Annotated in this window: 16 protein-coding genes; 4 read left to right on the forward strand and 12 right to left on the reverse strand. The window is 64.6% G+C overall.

The features are described 5' to 3' along the window. Positions 1-54 precede the first annotated feature (54 nt). From QA609_RS06765 to QA609_RS06810, 10 genes are all read right to left on the reverse strand, one after another. On the reverse strand, positions 55-828 hold the full coding sequence (locus QA609_RS06765; protein WP_278301826.1) for an adenosylcobinamide amidohydrolase: 774 nt from the start codon (positions 826-828) through the stop codon (positions 55-57). Next, positions 816-1844 carry a threonine-phosphate decarboxylase CobD gene (gene cobD, locus QA609_RS06770; RefSeq protein ID WP_278301827.1) on the reverse strand — a complete coding sequence of 343 codons (1029 nt, stop codon included), beginning with the start codon at positions 1842-1844 and terminating at the stop codon, positions 816-818. Before cobD ends, QA609_RS06765 begins: the two co-directional genes overlap by 13 nt. Continuing rightward, on the reverse strand, positions 1834-2877 hold the full coding sequence (cobT, locus tag QA609_RS06775) for a nicotinate mononucleotide-dependent phosphoribosyltransferase CobT (RefSeq protein ID WP_278301828.1): 1044 nt from the start codon (positions 2875-2877) through the stop codon (positions 1834-1836). Before cobT ends, cobD begins: the two co-directional genes overlap by 11 nt. Further along, on the reverse strand, positions 2868-3428 hold the full coding sequence (locus tag QA609_RS06780) for an NTP transferase domain-containing protein (protein ID WP_278301845.1): 561 nt from the start codon (positions 3426-3428) through the stop codon (positions 2868-2870). The genes cobT and QA609_RS06780 overlap by 10 nt, the downstream gene beginning before the upstream one ends. Beyond that, positions 3428-4183, reverse strand: coding sequence for an adenosylcobinamide-GDP ribazoletransferase (cobS, locus tag QA609_RS06785; protein WP_278301829.1), 756 nt, complete (start codon positions 4181-4183; stop codon positions 3428-3430). The genes QA609_RS06780 and cobS overlap by 1 nt, the downstream gene beginning before the upstream one ends. Beyond that, positions 4180-5130 carry an adenosylcobinamide-phosphate synthase CbiB gene (gene cbiB, locus QA609_RS06790; RefSeq protein WP_278301830.1) on the reverse strand — a complete coding sequence of 317 codons (951 nt, stop codon included), beginning with the start codon at positions 5128-5130 and terminating at the stop codon, positions 4180-4182. The genes cobS and cbiB overlap by 4 nt, the downstream gene beginning before the upstream one ends. 55 nt (positions 5131-5185) lie before the next feature. Then, positions 5186-5824 (reverse strand): HAD family hydrolase, encoded by a 639-nt coding sequence (locus QA609_RS06795; RefSeq protein ID WP_278301831.1) that lies wholly within the window; start codon positions 5822-5824, stop codon positions 5186-5188. 48 nt (positions 5825-5872) lie between these two features. Beyond that, positions 5873-7072, reverse strand: a complete 1200-nt coding sequence (locus QA609_RS06800) for a Xaa-Pro peptidase family protein (RefSeq protein WP_278301832.1) — start codon at positions 7070-7072, stop codon at positions 5873-5875. A gap of 130 nt (positions 7073-7202) precedes the next feature. Next, a complete protein-coding gene (locus QA609_RS06805) occupies positions 7203-7814 on the reverse strand; it encodes a translation initiation factor IF-2 subunit beta (protein ID WP_005556647.1) in 612 nt (203 codons plus the stop codon). Positions 7815-7880: 66 nt separating this feature from the next. Then, complete coding sequence (locus tag QA609_RS06810; RefSeq protein WP_278301833.1) at positions 7881-8267, reverse strand: hypothetical protein; 387 nt, start codon at positions 8265-8267, stop codon at positions 7881-7883. Between the two features lie 413 nt (positions 8268-8680). Here QA609_RS06810 and QA609_RS06815 point away from each other — a divergent pair, with 413 nt between their 5' ends. The 3 genes from QA609_RS06815 (at position 8681) to QA609_RS06825 (ending at position 11655) form a co-directional block, all read left to right on the forward strand. After that, on the forward strand, positions 8681-9358 hold the full coding sequence (locus tag QA609_RS06815; protein ID WP_278301834.1) for an HAD family hydrolase: 678 nt from the start codon (positions 8681-8683) through the stop codon (positions 9356-9358). Beyond that, positions 9351-10334 (forward strand): phosphotransferase, encoded by a 984-nt coding sequence (locus QA609_RS06820; protein ID WP_278301835.1) that lies wholly within the window; start codon positions 9351-9353, stop codon positions 10332-10334. The genes QA609_RS06815 and QA609_RS06820 overlap by 8 nt, the downstream gene beginning before the upstream one ends. 304 nt (positions 10335-10638) lie before the next feature. After that, complete coding sequence (locus tag QA609_RS06825) at positions 10639-11655, forward strand: tyrosine-type recombinase/integrase (protein WP_278301836.1); 1017 nt, start codon at positions 10639-10641, stop codon at positions 11653-11655. Positions 11656-11871: 216 nt separating this feature from the next. On the opposite strand, the gene QA609_RS06830 is transcribed toward QA609_RS06825, so the two are convergent. Beyond that, positions 11872-12672 (reverse strand): HNH endonuclease signature motif containing protein, encoded by an 801-nt coding sequence (locus QA609_RS06830; RefSeq protein WP_278301837.1) that lies wholly within the window; start codon positions 12670-12672, stop codon positions 11872-11874. A 57-nt stretch (positions 12673-12729) separates the two neighbouring features. Continuing rightward, positions 12730-13206, reverse strand: coding sequence for a Rho termination factor N-terminal domain-containing protein (locus tag QA609_RS06835; RefSeq protein WP_278301838.1), 477 nt, complete (start codon positions 13204-13206; stop codon positions 12730-12732). 443 nt (positions 13207-13649) lie between these two features. On the opposite strand from QA609_RS06835, the gene QA609_RS06840 reads away from it, so the two are divergent. Further along, positions 13650-14489 (forward strand): hypothetical protein, encoded by an 840-nt coding sequence (locus QA609_RS06840; RefSeq protein ID WP_278301839.1) that lies wholly within the window; start codon positions 13650-13652, stop codon positions 14487-14489. Positions 14490-14510 lie beyond the last annotated feature (21 nt).

Genomic DNA, 14510 nt, shown 5'->3' on the forward strand with positions numbered 1-14510 from the left:
GGACAGCAACAACGCGATGTTGCAGCAGGGTCGAAGAGGAACGGACGGTCGCTGTTAGTCCTCCATCGACCGCTCGCTATCACTTGGCTCGAGCACCCGCGCCCGAACGTCGGTCGAGACGCCGTAGGCCGCGTCCTCGAGCGAGTCGGGCCGCTCGACGTCGCTGTCGGATCCGTAGTGGGCCCGCAGCGAGGCGCGAACGGCGTCGCGAACGCAGGCTCGAGTCGCCGCGCCGACGGGCGTCGCACTTCCGGAAAACGCCGCTGGCTCGCCGTCGGGATCGTGACCGACGACGACGGCGTCCGTCGTTGTTCCCGGAAACCCGGTCTCGGCGAGCAGCGTCGCCGCCTTCGCCTCGGCGACGACCGCGAGGAGGTTCGCCAGCGCGCCGTCGGCGAGTCGGCGGTCGGCGTAAACGACGACGTTGACGGTTCCGGCGGGCGAGTCGGCGTCCGAGCCGTCGTCGCTCGAGGAACCGAGTGAGCCACCCGATGGCTCCATCGGCAGCGCCGCTGGGTTCGAGATCCCCGCGGTCGCATAGGCCGTCACCGGGCCGCAGTGTGCGCCCCGTGCGTCGGCGACGTCGACGCCCGTAAACAGCACGGGACCGGGATCCTCGAAGCCGGCCCGCTCGAGGCGCTCGTCGGCGTAGGCTCCGAGGTCGGTTCGGCCCCATCCTTCGGGGACCGAGACGTTATAGGCGCAGTCGGCTCGCTGTCGGCCGCCGTTCCACCCTGTCGAGAGCCACTCCGCACCCGAACGAGCGACCTGTAAGACACCGTCCCGTCTGCGACTCTCGAGGTGGGGCCCGTCGCTCACGGCGGGCACCCCAGCGCCTCGAGCAGTCGGTCGTTCGCGTCGCGGTCCTTGACCGCCACCCGGACGTGGGAGTCCAGTCCCCGGAACGTCGTCGCGTTTCGGATCGCGACTCCGTTGTCGCGAGCGCGCTCGAGAACCTCCGCCACGTTTCGGTCGCCGACGTCACACAGCAGGTACGGCGCGTCCGATGCGACCACCTCGAAGCGGGTCGACAGCGCCTCCCCCATGCGATTGCGCTCGCGGGCGACCCGAGTGCGGGTCTCCCGAACGAACTCGTCCTGCCGTAAACAGTGGGCACCGACGCGGGCCGCAGGCGTGCCGAGCGACCAGGTCCGGCGGGCCGTCTCGAGGTCCGCTCGTAGGTCCCCGCTCGCGACCGCGAACCCCGCCCGCAGCCCGGGAAGCCCGAACAGTTTCGTGAGCGAGCGCGCGACGACGACGTCGTCGCGGTCGAACCCTGCGGCCGACGGGAGGTCGGTAAACCCGAGGAACGCCTCGTCGACCAGCAGCGTCGTTCCGGCCTCGCCACAGCGGGCGGCGAACGCCTCTAGCGCGTCGGGATCGGCCGCTTCCCCCGTGGGGTTGTTCGGCGTGCAGACGACCGCCAGCGCGCAGTCCGCGAGCGCGTCGGTCCCGACCTCGAGCAGATCGTCGACGCGGACGAAGGCGGGCGTCGCGCCCTGCAGCCGGACCTCGCGGGCGTACTCGCCGAAGCTGGGGTAGGGGACCAGCGCGCTGTCGCCGGGCTCGAGGACGCACTCCATCGTTAGACGGATCGCCGCCAACCCACCGGGAGTCGGGATTACGCGCTCCGGATCACAGCCGACGAACCGCGCTGCGGCCGCCCGATAGTCCGGATAGGTGTCGTCGGGGTAGCGGCGACTCGCCTCGAGGGCGTCCCGATAGACCCGTTCCGTCCCGTCGGGCGTCTCGGGGTTCGTGTTCGCCGAGAAGTCCAGGATCTCTCGGTCGGGCTCGCCGCCGTGGGGCACCCGCTCGGCGGTACGGATCGCGTCAGGATCCATACGTTCCCTCCGGTTGGTCGCCCCGTTCATCGGTCGACCCGTCGGCGCGCTCGTCGACACCGAGTCGCCGGCAGACGTCCTCGAGCCGATCCCGTACCGCCCTCATCTCGCCGTCGGGAACCAGCGAGAGCGCGCCGCCCATCGCGACGCCCTCCTTGGCCTCGCCCGCACAGTAGCGTGCCATCGCGACGTGATCGTGCCCGTCGAAGCCGGGGTCGGTGACGGTCAGTTCGCACTCGAGGCGAGCACACGCTTCGGGGAGCGCTTCGCCCTGCTCGTCGGCGACGAAGGAGGTCGTCGCGACCTCGAGCGGTGAATCGATCCCGGCGTGTCGGAGGAGCGCGGCGACCGCGACCATCTGGGTCCCGCCGGCGAGGATCACCCGAGTGCCGTCCTCGAGCGCCCCCGCAGCGATCCCGGCGACGACGGGCTGGACGGGATCGCCGACGGCCTGAATCGCTCGCAGAGGGTCGTCCTCGCAGTCGCCCGGCTCGAGCCCGCTCGCCTCGAGGCCGCGCTCGACGACGCGGCGCTTTCGCTCGAGAGGGTTCTCGGGTAGCGAGGAGGATACCCCAGCGGGCTCGCCGAGCGCGGTCAGCGCCCCGAGGGCGGTCGTCGTCCCACCCGGGATCGTCTCGCCGAGCAGGAGTTCGTCGTCGGGGAGTCCCCGGCCGTACTCCCGTGCGCGCTCGAGGAGTCGTTCGGCCTCGGGGACGGCGACGGACTCGCGGACGTCGGCTCCGGGCCCGGCCTCGAGGTCGACCGTCGGCACGGCGGTCGGCTCTGCGAGGCCCGCGTCGACGACCGCCAGCTCGAAGCCGACGGCCTCCCGAACCGCGCGGGTCACCGCCGCGGGCGTCGGACAGCCTGTCGGACTCACCGGGACGACGGGTGCCGCGGTCGGCTCGCCGTACGCGAGGATCTCGGCGTCGGCCGCGGGCGTGTGGGCCATCAGCTCCGGCGCGGCGCCCGCGGCGCTGATGCCGTCGATCAGCGCCGTCTCGGTCGCCCCGGCGGCCAGGACTACTCGCATCGGTCCTCCGCGATCCGGGCGTCTTCGAGTCGATTCACGTTCACCGCCAGTCGCGGGTCGTAGCTCACCTGTGTCATGGATTCCTTCGTCGTGCCGACGACGTTGACCCCGGTCGGCGCGAGGTGGGGGGCGTCCTCGAGGCGGGTGTCGATACCGACGCCCAGCCGGCGCTTCAGCGCCGCGGGGACGCAGACGGTCCGCGAGGCCTCGCTCTCCCCGTGGATCGCGAGGACCCGATCGATGACCGCGGCCTCGAGCAGCGGGAGGTCGGCCGCGACCGACAGCACGGGCGGCTCGACCACGGGGTGCTCGAGCGCCGAGAGCAGGTCGGTCACGTACCCCTCACCCTCGGTTTCGATCGTCCGGACGGCGTCGGTTCGCTCGAGTCGGGCGGCCGTCTCGGGGGCGTTCGGCGAGACGACCGCGAAGGCCGTCTCGATCCGGCTCGCCTCGAGGCCAGCCAGCACGCGGTCGACCATCGGCGTCCCGGCGATCGGGTGCAGCGGCTTTTCCTGGGGTCCCTCGAGACGGGTTCCCCTCCCGCCGCACATCAGGAGAGCGTCCACGCGATCACCCCCGCGTGCAGTCCGACGACGCGTCCGATCTCGGTGGCCGCGCCGAAGACGTCGCCGCTGACACCGCCGAGGTTGCGCTGCGCCCAGTACCAGGGGAGCGCGACCCCAACGAGCGCCCCCGGGACGGCAAGCGCTGCGGGATGTGGCCAAAGGAGTACTGTGGCTCCGAGGACGAAGACCGCGGGCGCGATGAATTGACCTGGGGCCGTCGCCTCGGTCAGCTGGCTACCCATCCCCTCGTGGCTCGCGGTCCCGAAGCAGGCCATCGCGGCCAGCCCGAGTCTGGCGCCGACATCCGCGGCGATGGCGACGCCGACGGCCGTCACTGGCGGAAGCTCGGCGACGCCGAGAGCGCCGAGTGCGAGCGCCGCGACGGTCAACGACACGGCCAGGAGCGCGCCCACTCCGGTGGTCGTATCCTTCAACACCTCCCGTCGGCGCTCGCGGTCGCCGTGGACGACCAGCGCGTCGCCCAGGTCCGCGACGCCGTCGAGGTTGTGGATCCCCACGACGGCGTAGACGGCGAGCAGGTAGCCCAGTGCGACCGTCGGCGCCGCGAGGACGTCGACAGCGAGCAGCGGGATCGCGGCCAGCGTGCCGGCGACGAGGCCAACGATCGGGAACGTCGCCGGCCGCGAGCGGAACGCGTCCCAGTCGCCCTCGCGGTGGCCGACGGGGAGCCGCGTGAGGAAGGCGAGCGCGCCCCGACAGGCGCCGAGCCACGTCCTCACGCGACCACCCCCGCGGTCGACAGGAGCGCCTCGAGCGCGGCTCCAACCGCGACCGCGAGGACGGCCGCGACCAGCGCCGCGCGGAAGACGAGTCCCGTCGCTCGCTCGCCGTCCTCGAGCGTCGGGAGCGCGGCGCCGGGATTCAGATCGTAGCCGCCGGGCTTGCGGAGCCGAACCGAGAGCGCGCAGGCGAGCGTCGCCATCGGCCACCCGGAGTTCGGCGACGGGGGCGTTCGGGCCCACATCCGGGCGCGGACGAGCGCCCCGGGGTCGCCTGCGGCGAGGGCGATCGCGACGGCGCTCAGCCTGGCGGGGAACCACATTACGAGATCGTCCAGACGCGCGCTCGCGGTGCCGAGCGGTTTCGAGGGGTAGCCGAGCATCGAGTCCAGCGTGTTGACGCCCTTGACCCAGGCGGCCGCGGCTGCTGCGGCAGGCAGCGAGAACGGAGCGAGGACGGCGAAGGGAAGCAGTGTCGCCACCAGCCCGTCCGCGAGGTTCTCGGCCGCGCTCTCGACGGCCGCGCTGCGGAGATCGGCAGGCGTGAGGTCCGAGGTGTCGCGTCCAACGAGTCCGCGGATTCGGTCGCGAGCCGTCTCGAGGTCGTCCGCAGTCGCCGCGACGACCTCGGTCGTAAGCTCGAGTAGCATCCGCAGGCTGGTCGAGAGGTAGAGGACGAGTCCGGCGACGACCGCGCTCGCGACGGGGTGGACGGCCGCTGCGGCGAGGACGACCCCGCCCGCGGCGACGGCGGGAACCAGCGGAACGACGAGCGCGATCGGGACGCCAAGCAGCCGCTGGACGCGGTCGTCGTCGCTCCAGGGGCGATCGAGCGCGCCGACGAGGCGGCCGAGCCACGCGACCGGGTGGGCCGCGTTCGGCGGCTCGCCGACCAGCCGATCGAGGCCGAGGGCGAACCCGACCAGCGCGGCCGTCGTCAGCGTCATACAGGTGGGGTCGTTGGGTGGTCGTTCGCGGTCGTATTCGTCTTCGTGCTCGCGGTCACGGCTCCGCACCCTCCTCGAGGCTCGCTAGCCTTTCAGGGACGTCGGGGAGGGAGACGTCCTCGAGCAGAATCGCGGTGCCGCCGACGGCCTCGATCCCGCCGTCGGTTCGTGGGTCGTCGCCGACGTGGACGAGCTCCGACGGGGAGACCCCGAGCTCGTCGGCGGTCAGCTCGAAGATCTCCGGCGCAGGTTTGCGCCAGCCGCAGGCGACGCTCGTGACGACGGCGTCGAACCCGTCTCGATCGAGGTCGGCACGGATGAGCGTCCGGGCGACGAGTTCGGGGACGCTGCAGTTCGAGCAGATCGCCACGGGGCCGCGGTCGCGGGCAGCCGCGACGGCCTCGAGCGCTCCCTCTCGAGTCTCGACTACGGGATCGAACGCCGCGACGACCGCGCGTCTGACGACGTTGTTCTCGAACTCGACCCCGCGGCTCGCGAGCGCGCGGCTGACGTGGGCCGGAAGCGGTACCTCCGCGTGCTCGGGGGGATCGACGTGCGGGCTCGCGTAGACGTCGGCCCAGTCGGAGGGAACGCCGACGCCGCGGGACTCGAGTTCGTCGGCGACGGCCTCGGCTGGCGTCGCGGGCTGATCGACGTCGACGAGCGTACCGAAGAGGTCGAACGAGACTGCCACGTTCGCGTAACTAGCACAAGCTGACTTTACTCTCGCGGTCGGCGGCGGTTATTCGAGTCCGACAATGTTCGACTCGAGGTCACGCGGGTAGTAGGTGAGCCACTCGATTCCCTCGTCGGTGACGGCGATCGTGTCCGAGTGGCGGTAGCCGTAGGTGTCGGTGTAGAGCCCGGGCTCGATCGTCCAGACGTGGCCGGGTCGCATCACGGCGTCCTCGTCGTCGTAGCTCGTATGCTCGCTTTCGCAGTGGTCGCCCCACCCCTCGTCGATGTAGGGCGGTTCGTGACCAGCGAGACCGATGTTGTGGCCGACGTGGTGCTGGGCGAGGTCGGCGACCCCTTGCTCCTCGAAGTACGCCTCGACGGCGCGGTCGACGTCGGCGATCGGAACCCCGGGGCCGAGCGCATCGATCGCGATCTCCTGGGCTTCTTTCATGAGCTCGAAGTAATGGACCTGCTCGTCGCTCGGTTCCCCGACGAACATCGTCCGCTCGAGTTCGGAGTGGTAGCCGTCGACGTTCGCCGTCGCGCCCGTCACGAGGACGTCGCCGTCCTCCAATCGTCGGTTCGCCGTGTGACCGTGGGGGAGCCGACTCTGCTCGCCCGTGATGTAACCTGCACTGACGGGACCCGACCCCCGGGTTCGGGGGACGTAGCGGTCGCCCAGCGTATCGAGCATCGCCCGCGAGGCGTCGGTGGAGGCGCGCTGGCTCACCGTCGCGGGGTGGATGCCGGGCCCGGTGTAGTCGGCGAGGTAGCGGTGGCCGAGGTTCGCCCACTTCGCGGACTCCCGGATGAGGTCGATCTCCGCGTCCGATTTCTCCCAGCGCAGGCGAGCGACCCAGCTCTGGGTGTCGACCTCGAGAAACTCGCTCAGCGCGGGCCCCTGGTACCCCATCGTTCCCGGCGCGCCGTCGGCGTCGGCCGCGACCCGGTCGACCCCGAGGTCCTCGAGCATCCCGACGACGGTCTCGATCGGGCGGCCGCCGGGGTAGTCCCGATAATGAGAGACCAGATCGATCCGCGGGTTCTCCTCGACGCGTTCGACCTCGAGTCGCGGGACGGTGATCGCGATCCGCTCGTCGGTCACCGCGAGCGCGACGGGGCGCTCCGTCTGGATGTGGTCGAAGCCCGTCAGGTACTCGATGCTCGTCGCGCCGAACCAGAGGCCAGCGTCGGCCTCGATCTCCTCGAGCCGCGATCGGATATCGGACAGCCGTCGCTCGAACTCCGCCGGAGGAACGTGCATACTACAGCAAGGTGGGAGCGACGACAAAAACGTTCAGCCGAAACCGGTCGAGCGGACTGCCGTGTGCCGGAGCCGGCACACACTCCTGTTCCGCCATCCAGATGTACCTGGGCAGGAGTACGGTGGCCCCTCAGTCGATTCGAGCGAACGCCAGGTTGCCGGAGATGTTCTTGATGTAGATGTCGACGACGTCGCCCTCCTCGGCGCCGGGGACGAAGATCGTGTAGTTGCCCTTCTCCGCGACGCCGTCGCCCTTCCGGCCCGTGCCGGTGATCTCGACGGTGTAGGTCTGGCCCTCCTCGACGGCGTCGGCCTGCTGTTGCTGCTGGCTGCTCGTCGAGCGCTTGGTCACGGGGCGGAACGCACCACAGGCGTCACAGCGCAACATCGGGGTGCGGTTCTCCCGGACGAGGCGGGTGTCGGGCAGTCCACACTCCGAACAGAGCACGTACTCGTCGACGTAGGCGTCGACCGCCGCGCTGAAGTCCTGCTCGGAGAAGGTCCCGTTGTACCGGCCGCGGCCGCTCTCGAACTTGCCGCTGGTTCCCAGTTCTCGCTGAACGAACCGGTGGAGGTGTTCGTCCTCCCGCGAGAGGACGTCGGCGATATCGCCGAGGTTCGTAAACCGCGTAAACGCACCGTCCTTCTGAGCGTGGGGGTCCGGAATTTCCAGTCGGCTCTCGTCGCCGCCGATGTCCGGAACCTCGTCCATCGCTCGGTCGAGACTCGATTCGTAATCCATACTCGAGTCCAAACGTCGCTGACGTAAATCCGTTCTGCTCTCGGAGCCGGCGTCCGAATTCGGCGCTCAGAGGGCGTCGCCGCCGCTCTCGCTGACCGATCCCCGTCCCTCCTCGTCGAGCCCCTCGAGGTCCCGTTCGGGGTTGGCCTCGCTGGCGTCGCCGGCCTCGCCGGTGAGTTCGCCGTAAACGGCCTCGCGGACCTCCTCGGGTGAGTCGTACTGCTCGCCGGCCAGGCGGTCGAAGACGCTGCCGAGCGACTCCGTCTCGTTGGGCATGTCGATCGGCTCGCTGCCGTACTCGGTCGCGAGCTCCTCGCTCGAGACGGGGTACTCGAGCGAACCGAGGTCGCGCTCGACCTCCTCGAGGATCGACTCGGCGTTGTCGGCCCGTTCGGACTTGCGTTGTTCGGCCCGATCCTGTGCGCGGTCGCGACTCGGTCCGTCCTCACTCATGCGAGGCCGTACGACGAGCCCGATCAAAAACGGCCGGCCGGCGAGGGCGGGGCCGTCCAGCTCGACTCCGCCTCGGTTTCCACTCCGCCGGGAAACCGTCACCACCACCTACCCCAACTACAGTTCGACGTCTAGATATATAACGATTTTCCACAAACAATTCGGGTCGGTAATCGGATCGCTTCGGTCCTCGCTCGAGTTCGCCGCAAAAATCCGCCCTCTTCGATCCGAACCCGCCGGGATATTCGTCGATTGTCGCCTCTGTCACGCTTCCGGGCTGTGGCTCCGCTTTTCAAAGCGCGCCGATCGGAGTTATAGAACACGTTCTCCATCCCGATTTTCGGCAGGTAACGAACCTATCTCGGTCTCACCCCCGACGCGGGGTTTTTGACTGCCGGGACTAACTCCCGATCGTGGTGAAATTCGACGCCGTCCTGTTCGATCTCGACGGGACGCTCTGCCGTCGTACGCAGGATACCGAGGCGATGTACGAACGGGTTTTCGAGCGGGCCAGCGAGGAACCCTTCGGCGACCCCGACGACCTCTGGACGGCGCTTTCCGGACCGCCGGACCACGACGACCCGATCGGCTACTACGGAGCCGGGTTCGCCCGGGTCGCCGCCCGGTACGACCGATCCGACGCGGACGTGCTCGCGCTCGCCCGCGAACTGGTCTCGGTCATCGACGACAGCGATGTCGCGTTGCTCCCCGGTGCTGTCGACGCGCTCGACGCCGCGGCCGCGATCGGGACGGTCGGCGTCGTCACGAACGGGCCGACGGACAGCCAGCGAACCAAACTCGACGCGCTCGGTATCGGTGATCGGTTCGATACGGTAGTCTGTGCCGCGGAGCTTCCGCGATCGAAACCGCACACCCTGCCGTTCGAGCGCGCGCTCGACGACCTCGGTGTGACACCCGAGCGCACACTTTACGTCGGCAACACGCTGGAGTACGACGTTGCCGGGGCACAGAACGCCGGACTCGCCGCCGCATGGCTGCGCAGCGAGACACCCGTCGGTACGTACGATCCGGAGTACGTTCTCGAATCGCTGAGCGACGTGCCGTCCATTCTGAGGAGAGACGATGCCTAACACACAACTGGGGGACGTGTTCGAGGTCGAACCGCTCCGCGCCGCGGGCGACGCCGCGCTCGCCACCATTGACGAACGGGCGATCGACGTCGAACCGATCCATCGCGGCAACCGCAAGCGGACCGCTATCGCCAGCTTCGCCGAGCGCGATCCCGTCGTGGTACAGGTCTGCGAGGAGCCGACGTGGCTCCGGACGGAGGCAGCACTGCTGGGCGAGATCAGAGAGCGCACGTTCGTCCCCGTTCCGCCGGTACTCGCGACGGGCTCGCACGACGGCGTCGCGTACATGCTTACGGCACTCGTGGGCGGGGCGGATCTTCACGAACGGTTCACGGCGGTCGACGCGGAGACGCGACGCGAGCTTGCCTCCTGGTTCGGGAAAGCGCTCGGTCGGTTGCACGAGGCGTTCGAGTTCGACGGCTACGGACGACTCGCCCTCTCGGAGGGGGTGTTCACGCCGGGCCACGACGACTGGCCGTCGTGGTTCCGGCAGTACGGTCTCCGGGCTGTCGAGCGGCTCCCGGAGGCGTTCGATCCGGTGTGTGACGACCTGCGTGCGCTGTTCGAGGACCCACCGGCCGAAGCGGCCCCCACCGCGCGACTGTTCCCCTGGGACTTTCGTCCCGGCAACGCGCTCGTCGCCGACGGGTCAGTTACGGCCGTGCTGGACTGGGAAGCGCCACTTGCGGCCCCGCCAGCGCTCTCCGCGGCGAAATCCGAGTACCTCGTGGCTGACTGGTACGTCGGCGATCCCGTCCCACTCCGGCAGGCGTTCAGGGACGGATACACAGCCGTCAGACCCTATCCATCGGTCCGTCCGGCACATCGGGCCGCTGCCATCGCCGAGAGTGCCGTGGACTCCGCTGGCGTCGTAACTAATCCGCGGTACCCTCCTGTCGGGAGGGCCAAGGCCGTCGCGTTTCATCGGGATGCACTGGTGGACGTGGTGTCGGACGAACGGACCGAACGAGGGTGACCAGCAGGCCACCACGGCGCGGACAGAACCGAATCGCGGCGATCACCGCCACTCTGCACTGTGAATCGGTCGAAAGGAGGCCCGCCCTCCCCGATTCGAACGGAGGAAGACATTCCTGCTCGCTTCGCTGCGCGGGCTGTGACTTCCAGGCTCAAATCGGCCCGGTTGGACGTGCTTTCCGCTCACGGTCTCACTCCGTTCGACGGTTCGCGGAAAATCAATCCGCCCTCCCCGATTTGAACGGGGGGCAAGTCGGAGAAAAAATCTCCCTATCCCTCTACCCTCTGGTGGTTCGAGCAACCCCATGACGAAGAATCTCGAACCCCTTACGCCGACAGAAGCCAAGGATATGTTCTTGGCTGATCGGCATGGCCAAGTCGCGGAACGAACGGTACAGGCAGATGACTATCGACTCCGGCACTTCATCCGCTGGACAGAAGAGAATGGCATCGACAATCTGAATGACCTCTCGGGCCGGACTCTCCATAAATTCCGTCTCTGGCGGAAAGAGGATGGAGATCTAAACAAGGTCAGTCTCCGAACGCAATTGAAATCGCTCCGGGTCTTCATCAAGTGGGCCGAGTCCATCGATGCCGTCGAAGAGGGACTCCATGAGAAGATCCTGCTTCCGACGCCATCAAAGGAAGAGGAGCGCCGAGAAGAGACTCTTCGGACAGGACAGGCCGAGGAGGTTCTTGAATACCTCCGGCGATTCGAGTATGCCTCTCGCTCCCATACTCTGCTCGAGCTCCTCTGGCATACTGGACTTCGAATCGGAGCGGTCTATTCACTGGATATCGAGGACTATGATCCTGAGGAAGAGCGCCTCGAATTGACTCACCGACCAGATACGGAAACTGCACTCAAGAACAAATCTGAGGGGGAGCGAATGATCGCTCTCAGTCGGCATGTCTGTGAGGTTCTGGATGACTGGCTTGAGCATAATCGGCCGGACGTCCTTGATGAGCATGGTCGGGAACCCCTTTTCACTTCAAAGGAAGGACGACTCACGATTTCCACCATGAGGGAACGAGTCTATTCGGTCACTCGTCCCTGCTATTACGGGAAGGACTGCCCTCATGATAGGAGCGTAAACGACTGCGAGGCTACCAGATATGGATATCGAAGCAAATGCCCCTCGAGCGTTAGTCCTCATTCGATCCGGAGGGGCTCAATAACCCACTTCCTGACCGAAGATGTCCCTGAGAAGGTCGTCTCTGATCGAATGGACGTAGGACAGGACGTCCTCGATAAGCATTATGACAAACGGGGCGAGGAGGTGAAAGTCGAACAGAGACGAGGCTATCTCGAGAACATCTAAGCCCCGATCTCCCCCGATTCTCGAAGTGATTCCTGGTTCCTGTCCTTTCTGTCTCGCCAGAATCGAATCTGAGGAGCGAGAAGGCGGCTCTGAGTGATTCCTGTCTGTGAGGCAACGGGAAATATCGGCTCGAGACGAACGCAGCTTAGAATGGCGAAGACTAGCTCTCAGTAGCGAGAGGAATAATATGGACCAGAAGAGGCCTACAAGCCAGTATCAGCTCCTTCCTGTTTCCTCTATCAATTCCTGATTGAATTCGTCCCCGTCTTCTCCATAGTGGACCCGACGATGGCAATTCGGACATAGGGCAATCACATTATCTGGATGATCTGCCCCTCCATCGCCTCGACGGTGGAGATGATGGACTTCCAAAAATGGCTCCCCGTCTTTGCCATTAAAGGGAGCTGCATCCCCACAGCCTTGGCATACTCCATCTGCGACATAGAGGGCATACTCTTTGACCGCCTCAGACCGTTTCATCTGGGTTCGAGTTGTCGTAGTAGTGCTCGACCTATTCTCGCCTGATACAGCTTGCTTGGCCAGCTCATACAGCTCCTCCTCCGACATTCTATCAACGTCACTATCGACCTCCATCGTCAGACCGCCAGCTGGGACCAACTCAAAGCGAATCGCATCTCGCATCATGTCATTTCGGTCCGGAAGGCGAGTCCACACATGGTGATCATATTCGTACTCACCGACATAGGTGACCTGCCATGCTCCCTCGTTAATCTCGAATACGTGCAGTTCGTTCCCCTTGGCCGCATGATCTCGAATGGCGGCATTCCCACCGTCCATCGTCATATCTCCGTCTCGCCCCTCGCCCGTGTAGAGGAAGCGGCCGTCTTCTTTGAGTTCATCCTCGTACCCATGCCACTCGCCAGACTCCCCATAGAAAATGAAGACATAGGGATATTCGGAACAGGGTGATATCCCACTATACCGATTCCCCCCATATTCATCGTGAATGTCTTCGATTCGATGATATGTCTCGCCCACTTCGAATGGAGTGGTCATATCCGGTATACTGTAATCTCTGCAATAATTGCTCTTATGGTGAAAAGAGAGGAAGAACTATCGTTCGGCTTCGACTGCTTCGACAAGCTCCTGCTTACTCATATCTGACCGACCATCGATATCCAGATCCTTAGCCATCTCATAGACCTCATCGCGCGTGACCTCTTCAGGATCGATCGGTTCCTCTTCCGATTCCGGCGGGACGATGATACTCAGATTATCGCTCCGATCATTATCTCGAAGCTTGTATCCGATCTCCCCAAGGGCGTCCTCGATCTCCTCGATCCGATCCTTGGTCGCTCCCGCTCGAGTCTGAGCATAGAGGACCACTTCTGGCTGGGGCTCGCTTGGACCATCTCGGTCCGGGGAGGGGTTCGACTCGAGGCGATCGATCTCTTCGTCGCCGACCATCCAGATCCCATTATCGAGATGAATTCCCTCTTCGGCCATCCGATCGACTAATTCTGGCTTCTTCGGTGCGTCGGTGCTGATATCGACCTCATGATTCTCTCTGGCGCTTCGAGCGACGTTCATTAGCTCCGGGTATGGTTGCTCGGTCAGTTCTTCGGTCGCGTCCTCGTCCGCCCCACCGGGCGAATCGGTCTTGCTCTTCGTCATCGGCGTCCTGTCATTCTGTAGATATACGCTTAATCCGTCACTGCGACGTGAACCTACGAGGTCAATATCCGAGGCTCGAGGAAGCAGACTCCCTGATTTGCTCTCAGGCGAACTGAGCGCAGCGGAGATGAGTATTCGCCCCCCGGAGCAACGGGGATGATCGAAAAGCAGTCAACGCGGCTCAAATCGGCAAGTATCGACTCTAACCTCTTCAGAGAGAATATTCTGGTAGGAGAGATGATGGTGGAATGAATGAATCGCGGCTCAATCAAATCAGCGATATCTGGGCTGCAGGGACGCCACTTTCACTTTCACTACGCTTAGCTATCCTTTATCAGTGCATGTGCGAATGTAGTCATATGGTATCACTGTCAGAAGTTCCCGAGGTCGTATACACGAATGATGAGCTAATTGATCGCTTATTCTCTTACCTGAACGAGGGACAAATACAGGAAGTCGTTGAGCGAACGCTGGATTCAGAAGGCACCGAGAAGGGCGGTGGGATTGACAAGATCCTTCAACTACGCTACTCCAGCACATCCTCAGATGAAGAGGAGCAAGAGCTGATTCGCGAGCTAGATTCAATCGGTAAATTTGCTATCCTCCATCGGATTCTACAAGACGATGATGAGGTAATAGAATTCGATCAGCTCTCACTTGAAGAGCGCGATGACCTCTCAGAGGGAGAATTCATCCAGACTAGAAATAAGATAACCTCTACGCCAATTTCCGAGTTGCAAAATAAGATAGATGATTTCCTTCCATATTTTGAGATGCTTGATCTCGATTCGTCATTTGAACAAGATGGGGAAGAATTTACGCTATCTGAAATACAGGAATTCCTTGATCAACTAGGTGCAGGAGAAGATATCTACCGGATGAACGCCTCTGATGAAATTGATTCAGATATTATATTTTCCTCGAACGACGAATTAGACGACTTCACCACCTCCTATACAGAATATTACGTTCTTGGTAGAGTAGAATATATATTCGAAGAGAATGAGGAAGAGTGGTTGATAGATATCATTGACTTGATGCCCGGCAACGATAGAGAATCGCGACAACAGAGGCGGCGATTCCTGAGGCAGATAACCTCTGGTGCGTCCGAACTATTAGAGAAAGATGTCGATGAATCGGACTTCAAGATCGGATACCCAGATATCCGAATCCGGCCGATGGCTATCTACCTCTACTAATCTAGTCTTTCAGACAAGATG

Source organism: Natronococcus sp. A-GB7 (assembly GCF_029688865.1).
In the GTDB taxonomy this organism is placed as follows: domain Archaea; phylum Halobacteriota; class Halobacteria; order Halobacteriales; family Natrialbaceae; genus Natronococcus.

Coding starts and splice junctions, on each gene's coding strand:
- cobD (WP_278301827.1), bottom strand. CDS start 1,844: ATGGATCCTGACGCGATCCGTACCGCCGAGCGGGTGCCCCACGGCGGC.
- cobT (WP_278301828.1), bottom strand. CDS start 2,877: ATGCGAGTAGTCCTGGCCGCCGGGGCGACCGAGACGGCGCTGATCGAC.
- QA609_RS06780 (WP_278301845.1), bottom strand. CDS start 3,428: ATGTGCGGCGGGAGGGGAACCCGTCTCGAGGGACCCCAGGAAAAGCCG.
- cbiB (WP_278301830.1), bottom strand. CDS start 5,130: ATGACGCTGACGACGGCCGCGCTGGTCGGGTTCGCCCTCGGCCTCGAT.
- QA609_RS06800 (WP_278301832.1), bottom strand. CDS start 7,072: ATGCACGTTCCTCCGGCGGAGTTCGAGCGACGGCTGTCCGATATCCGA.
- QA609_RS06805 (WP_005556647.1), bottom strand. CDS start 7,814: ATGGATTACGAATCGAGTCTCGACCGAGCGATGGACGAGGTTCCGGAC.
- QA609_RS06810 (WP_278301833.1), bottom strand. CDS start 8,267: ATGAGTGAGGACGGACCGAGTCGCGACCGCGCACAGGATCGGGCCGAA.
- QA609_RS06820 (WP_278301835.1), top strand. CDS start 9,351: ATGCCTAACACACAACTGGGGGACGTGTTCGAGGTCGAACCGCTCCGC.
- QA609_RS06825 (WP_278301836.1), top strand. CDS start 10,639: ATGACGAAGAATCTCGAACCCCTTACGCCGACAGAAGCCAAGGATATG.
- QA609_RS06830 (WP_278301837.1), bottom strand. CDS start 12,672: ATGACCACTCCATTCGAAGTGGGCGAGACATATCATCGAATCGAAGAC.
- QA609_RS06835 (WP_278301838.1), bottom strand. CDS start 13,206: ATGAACGTCGCTCGAAGCGCCAGAGAGAATCATGAGGTCGATATCAGC.
- QA609_RS06840 (WP_278301839.1), top strand. CDS start 13,650: ATGGTATCACTGTCAGAAGTTCCCGAGGTCGTATACACGAATGATGAG.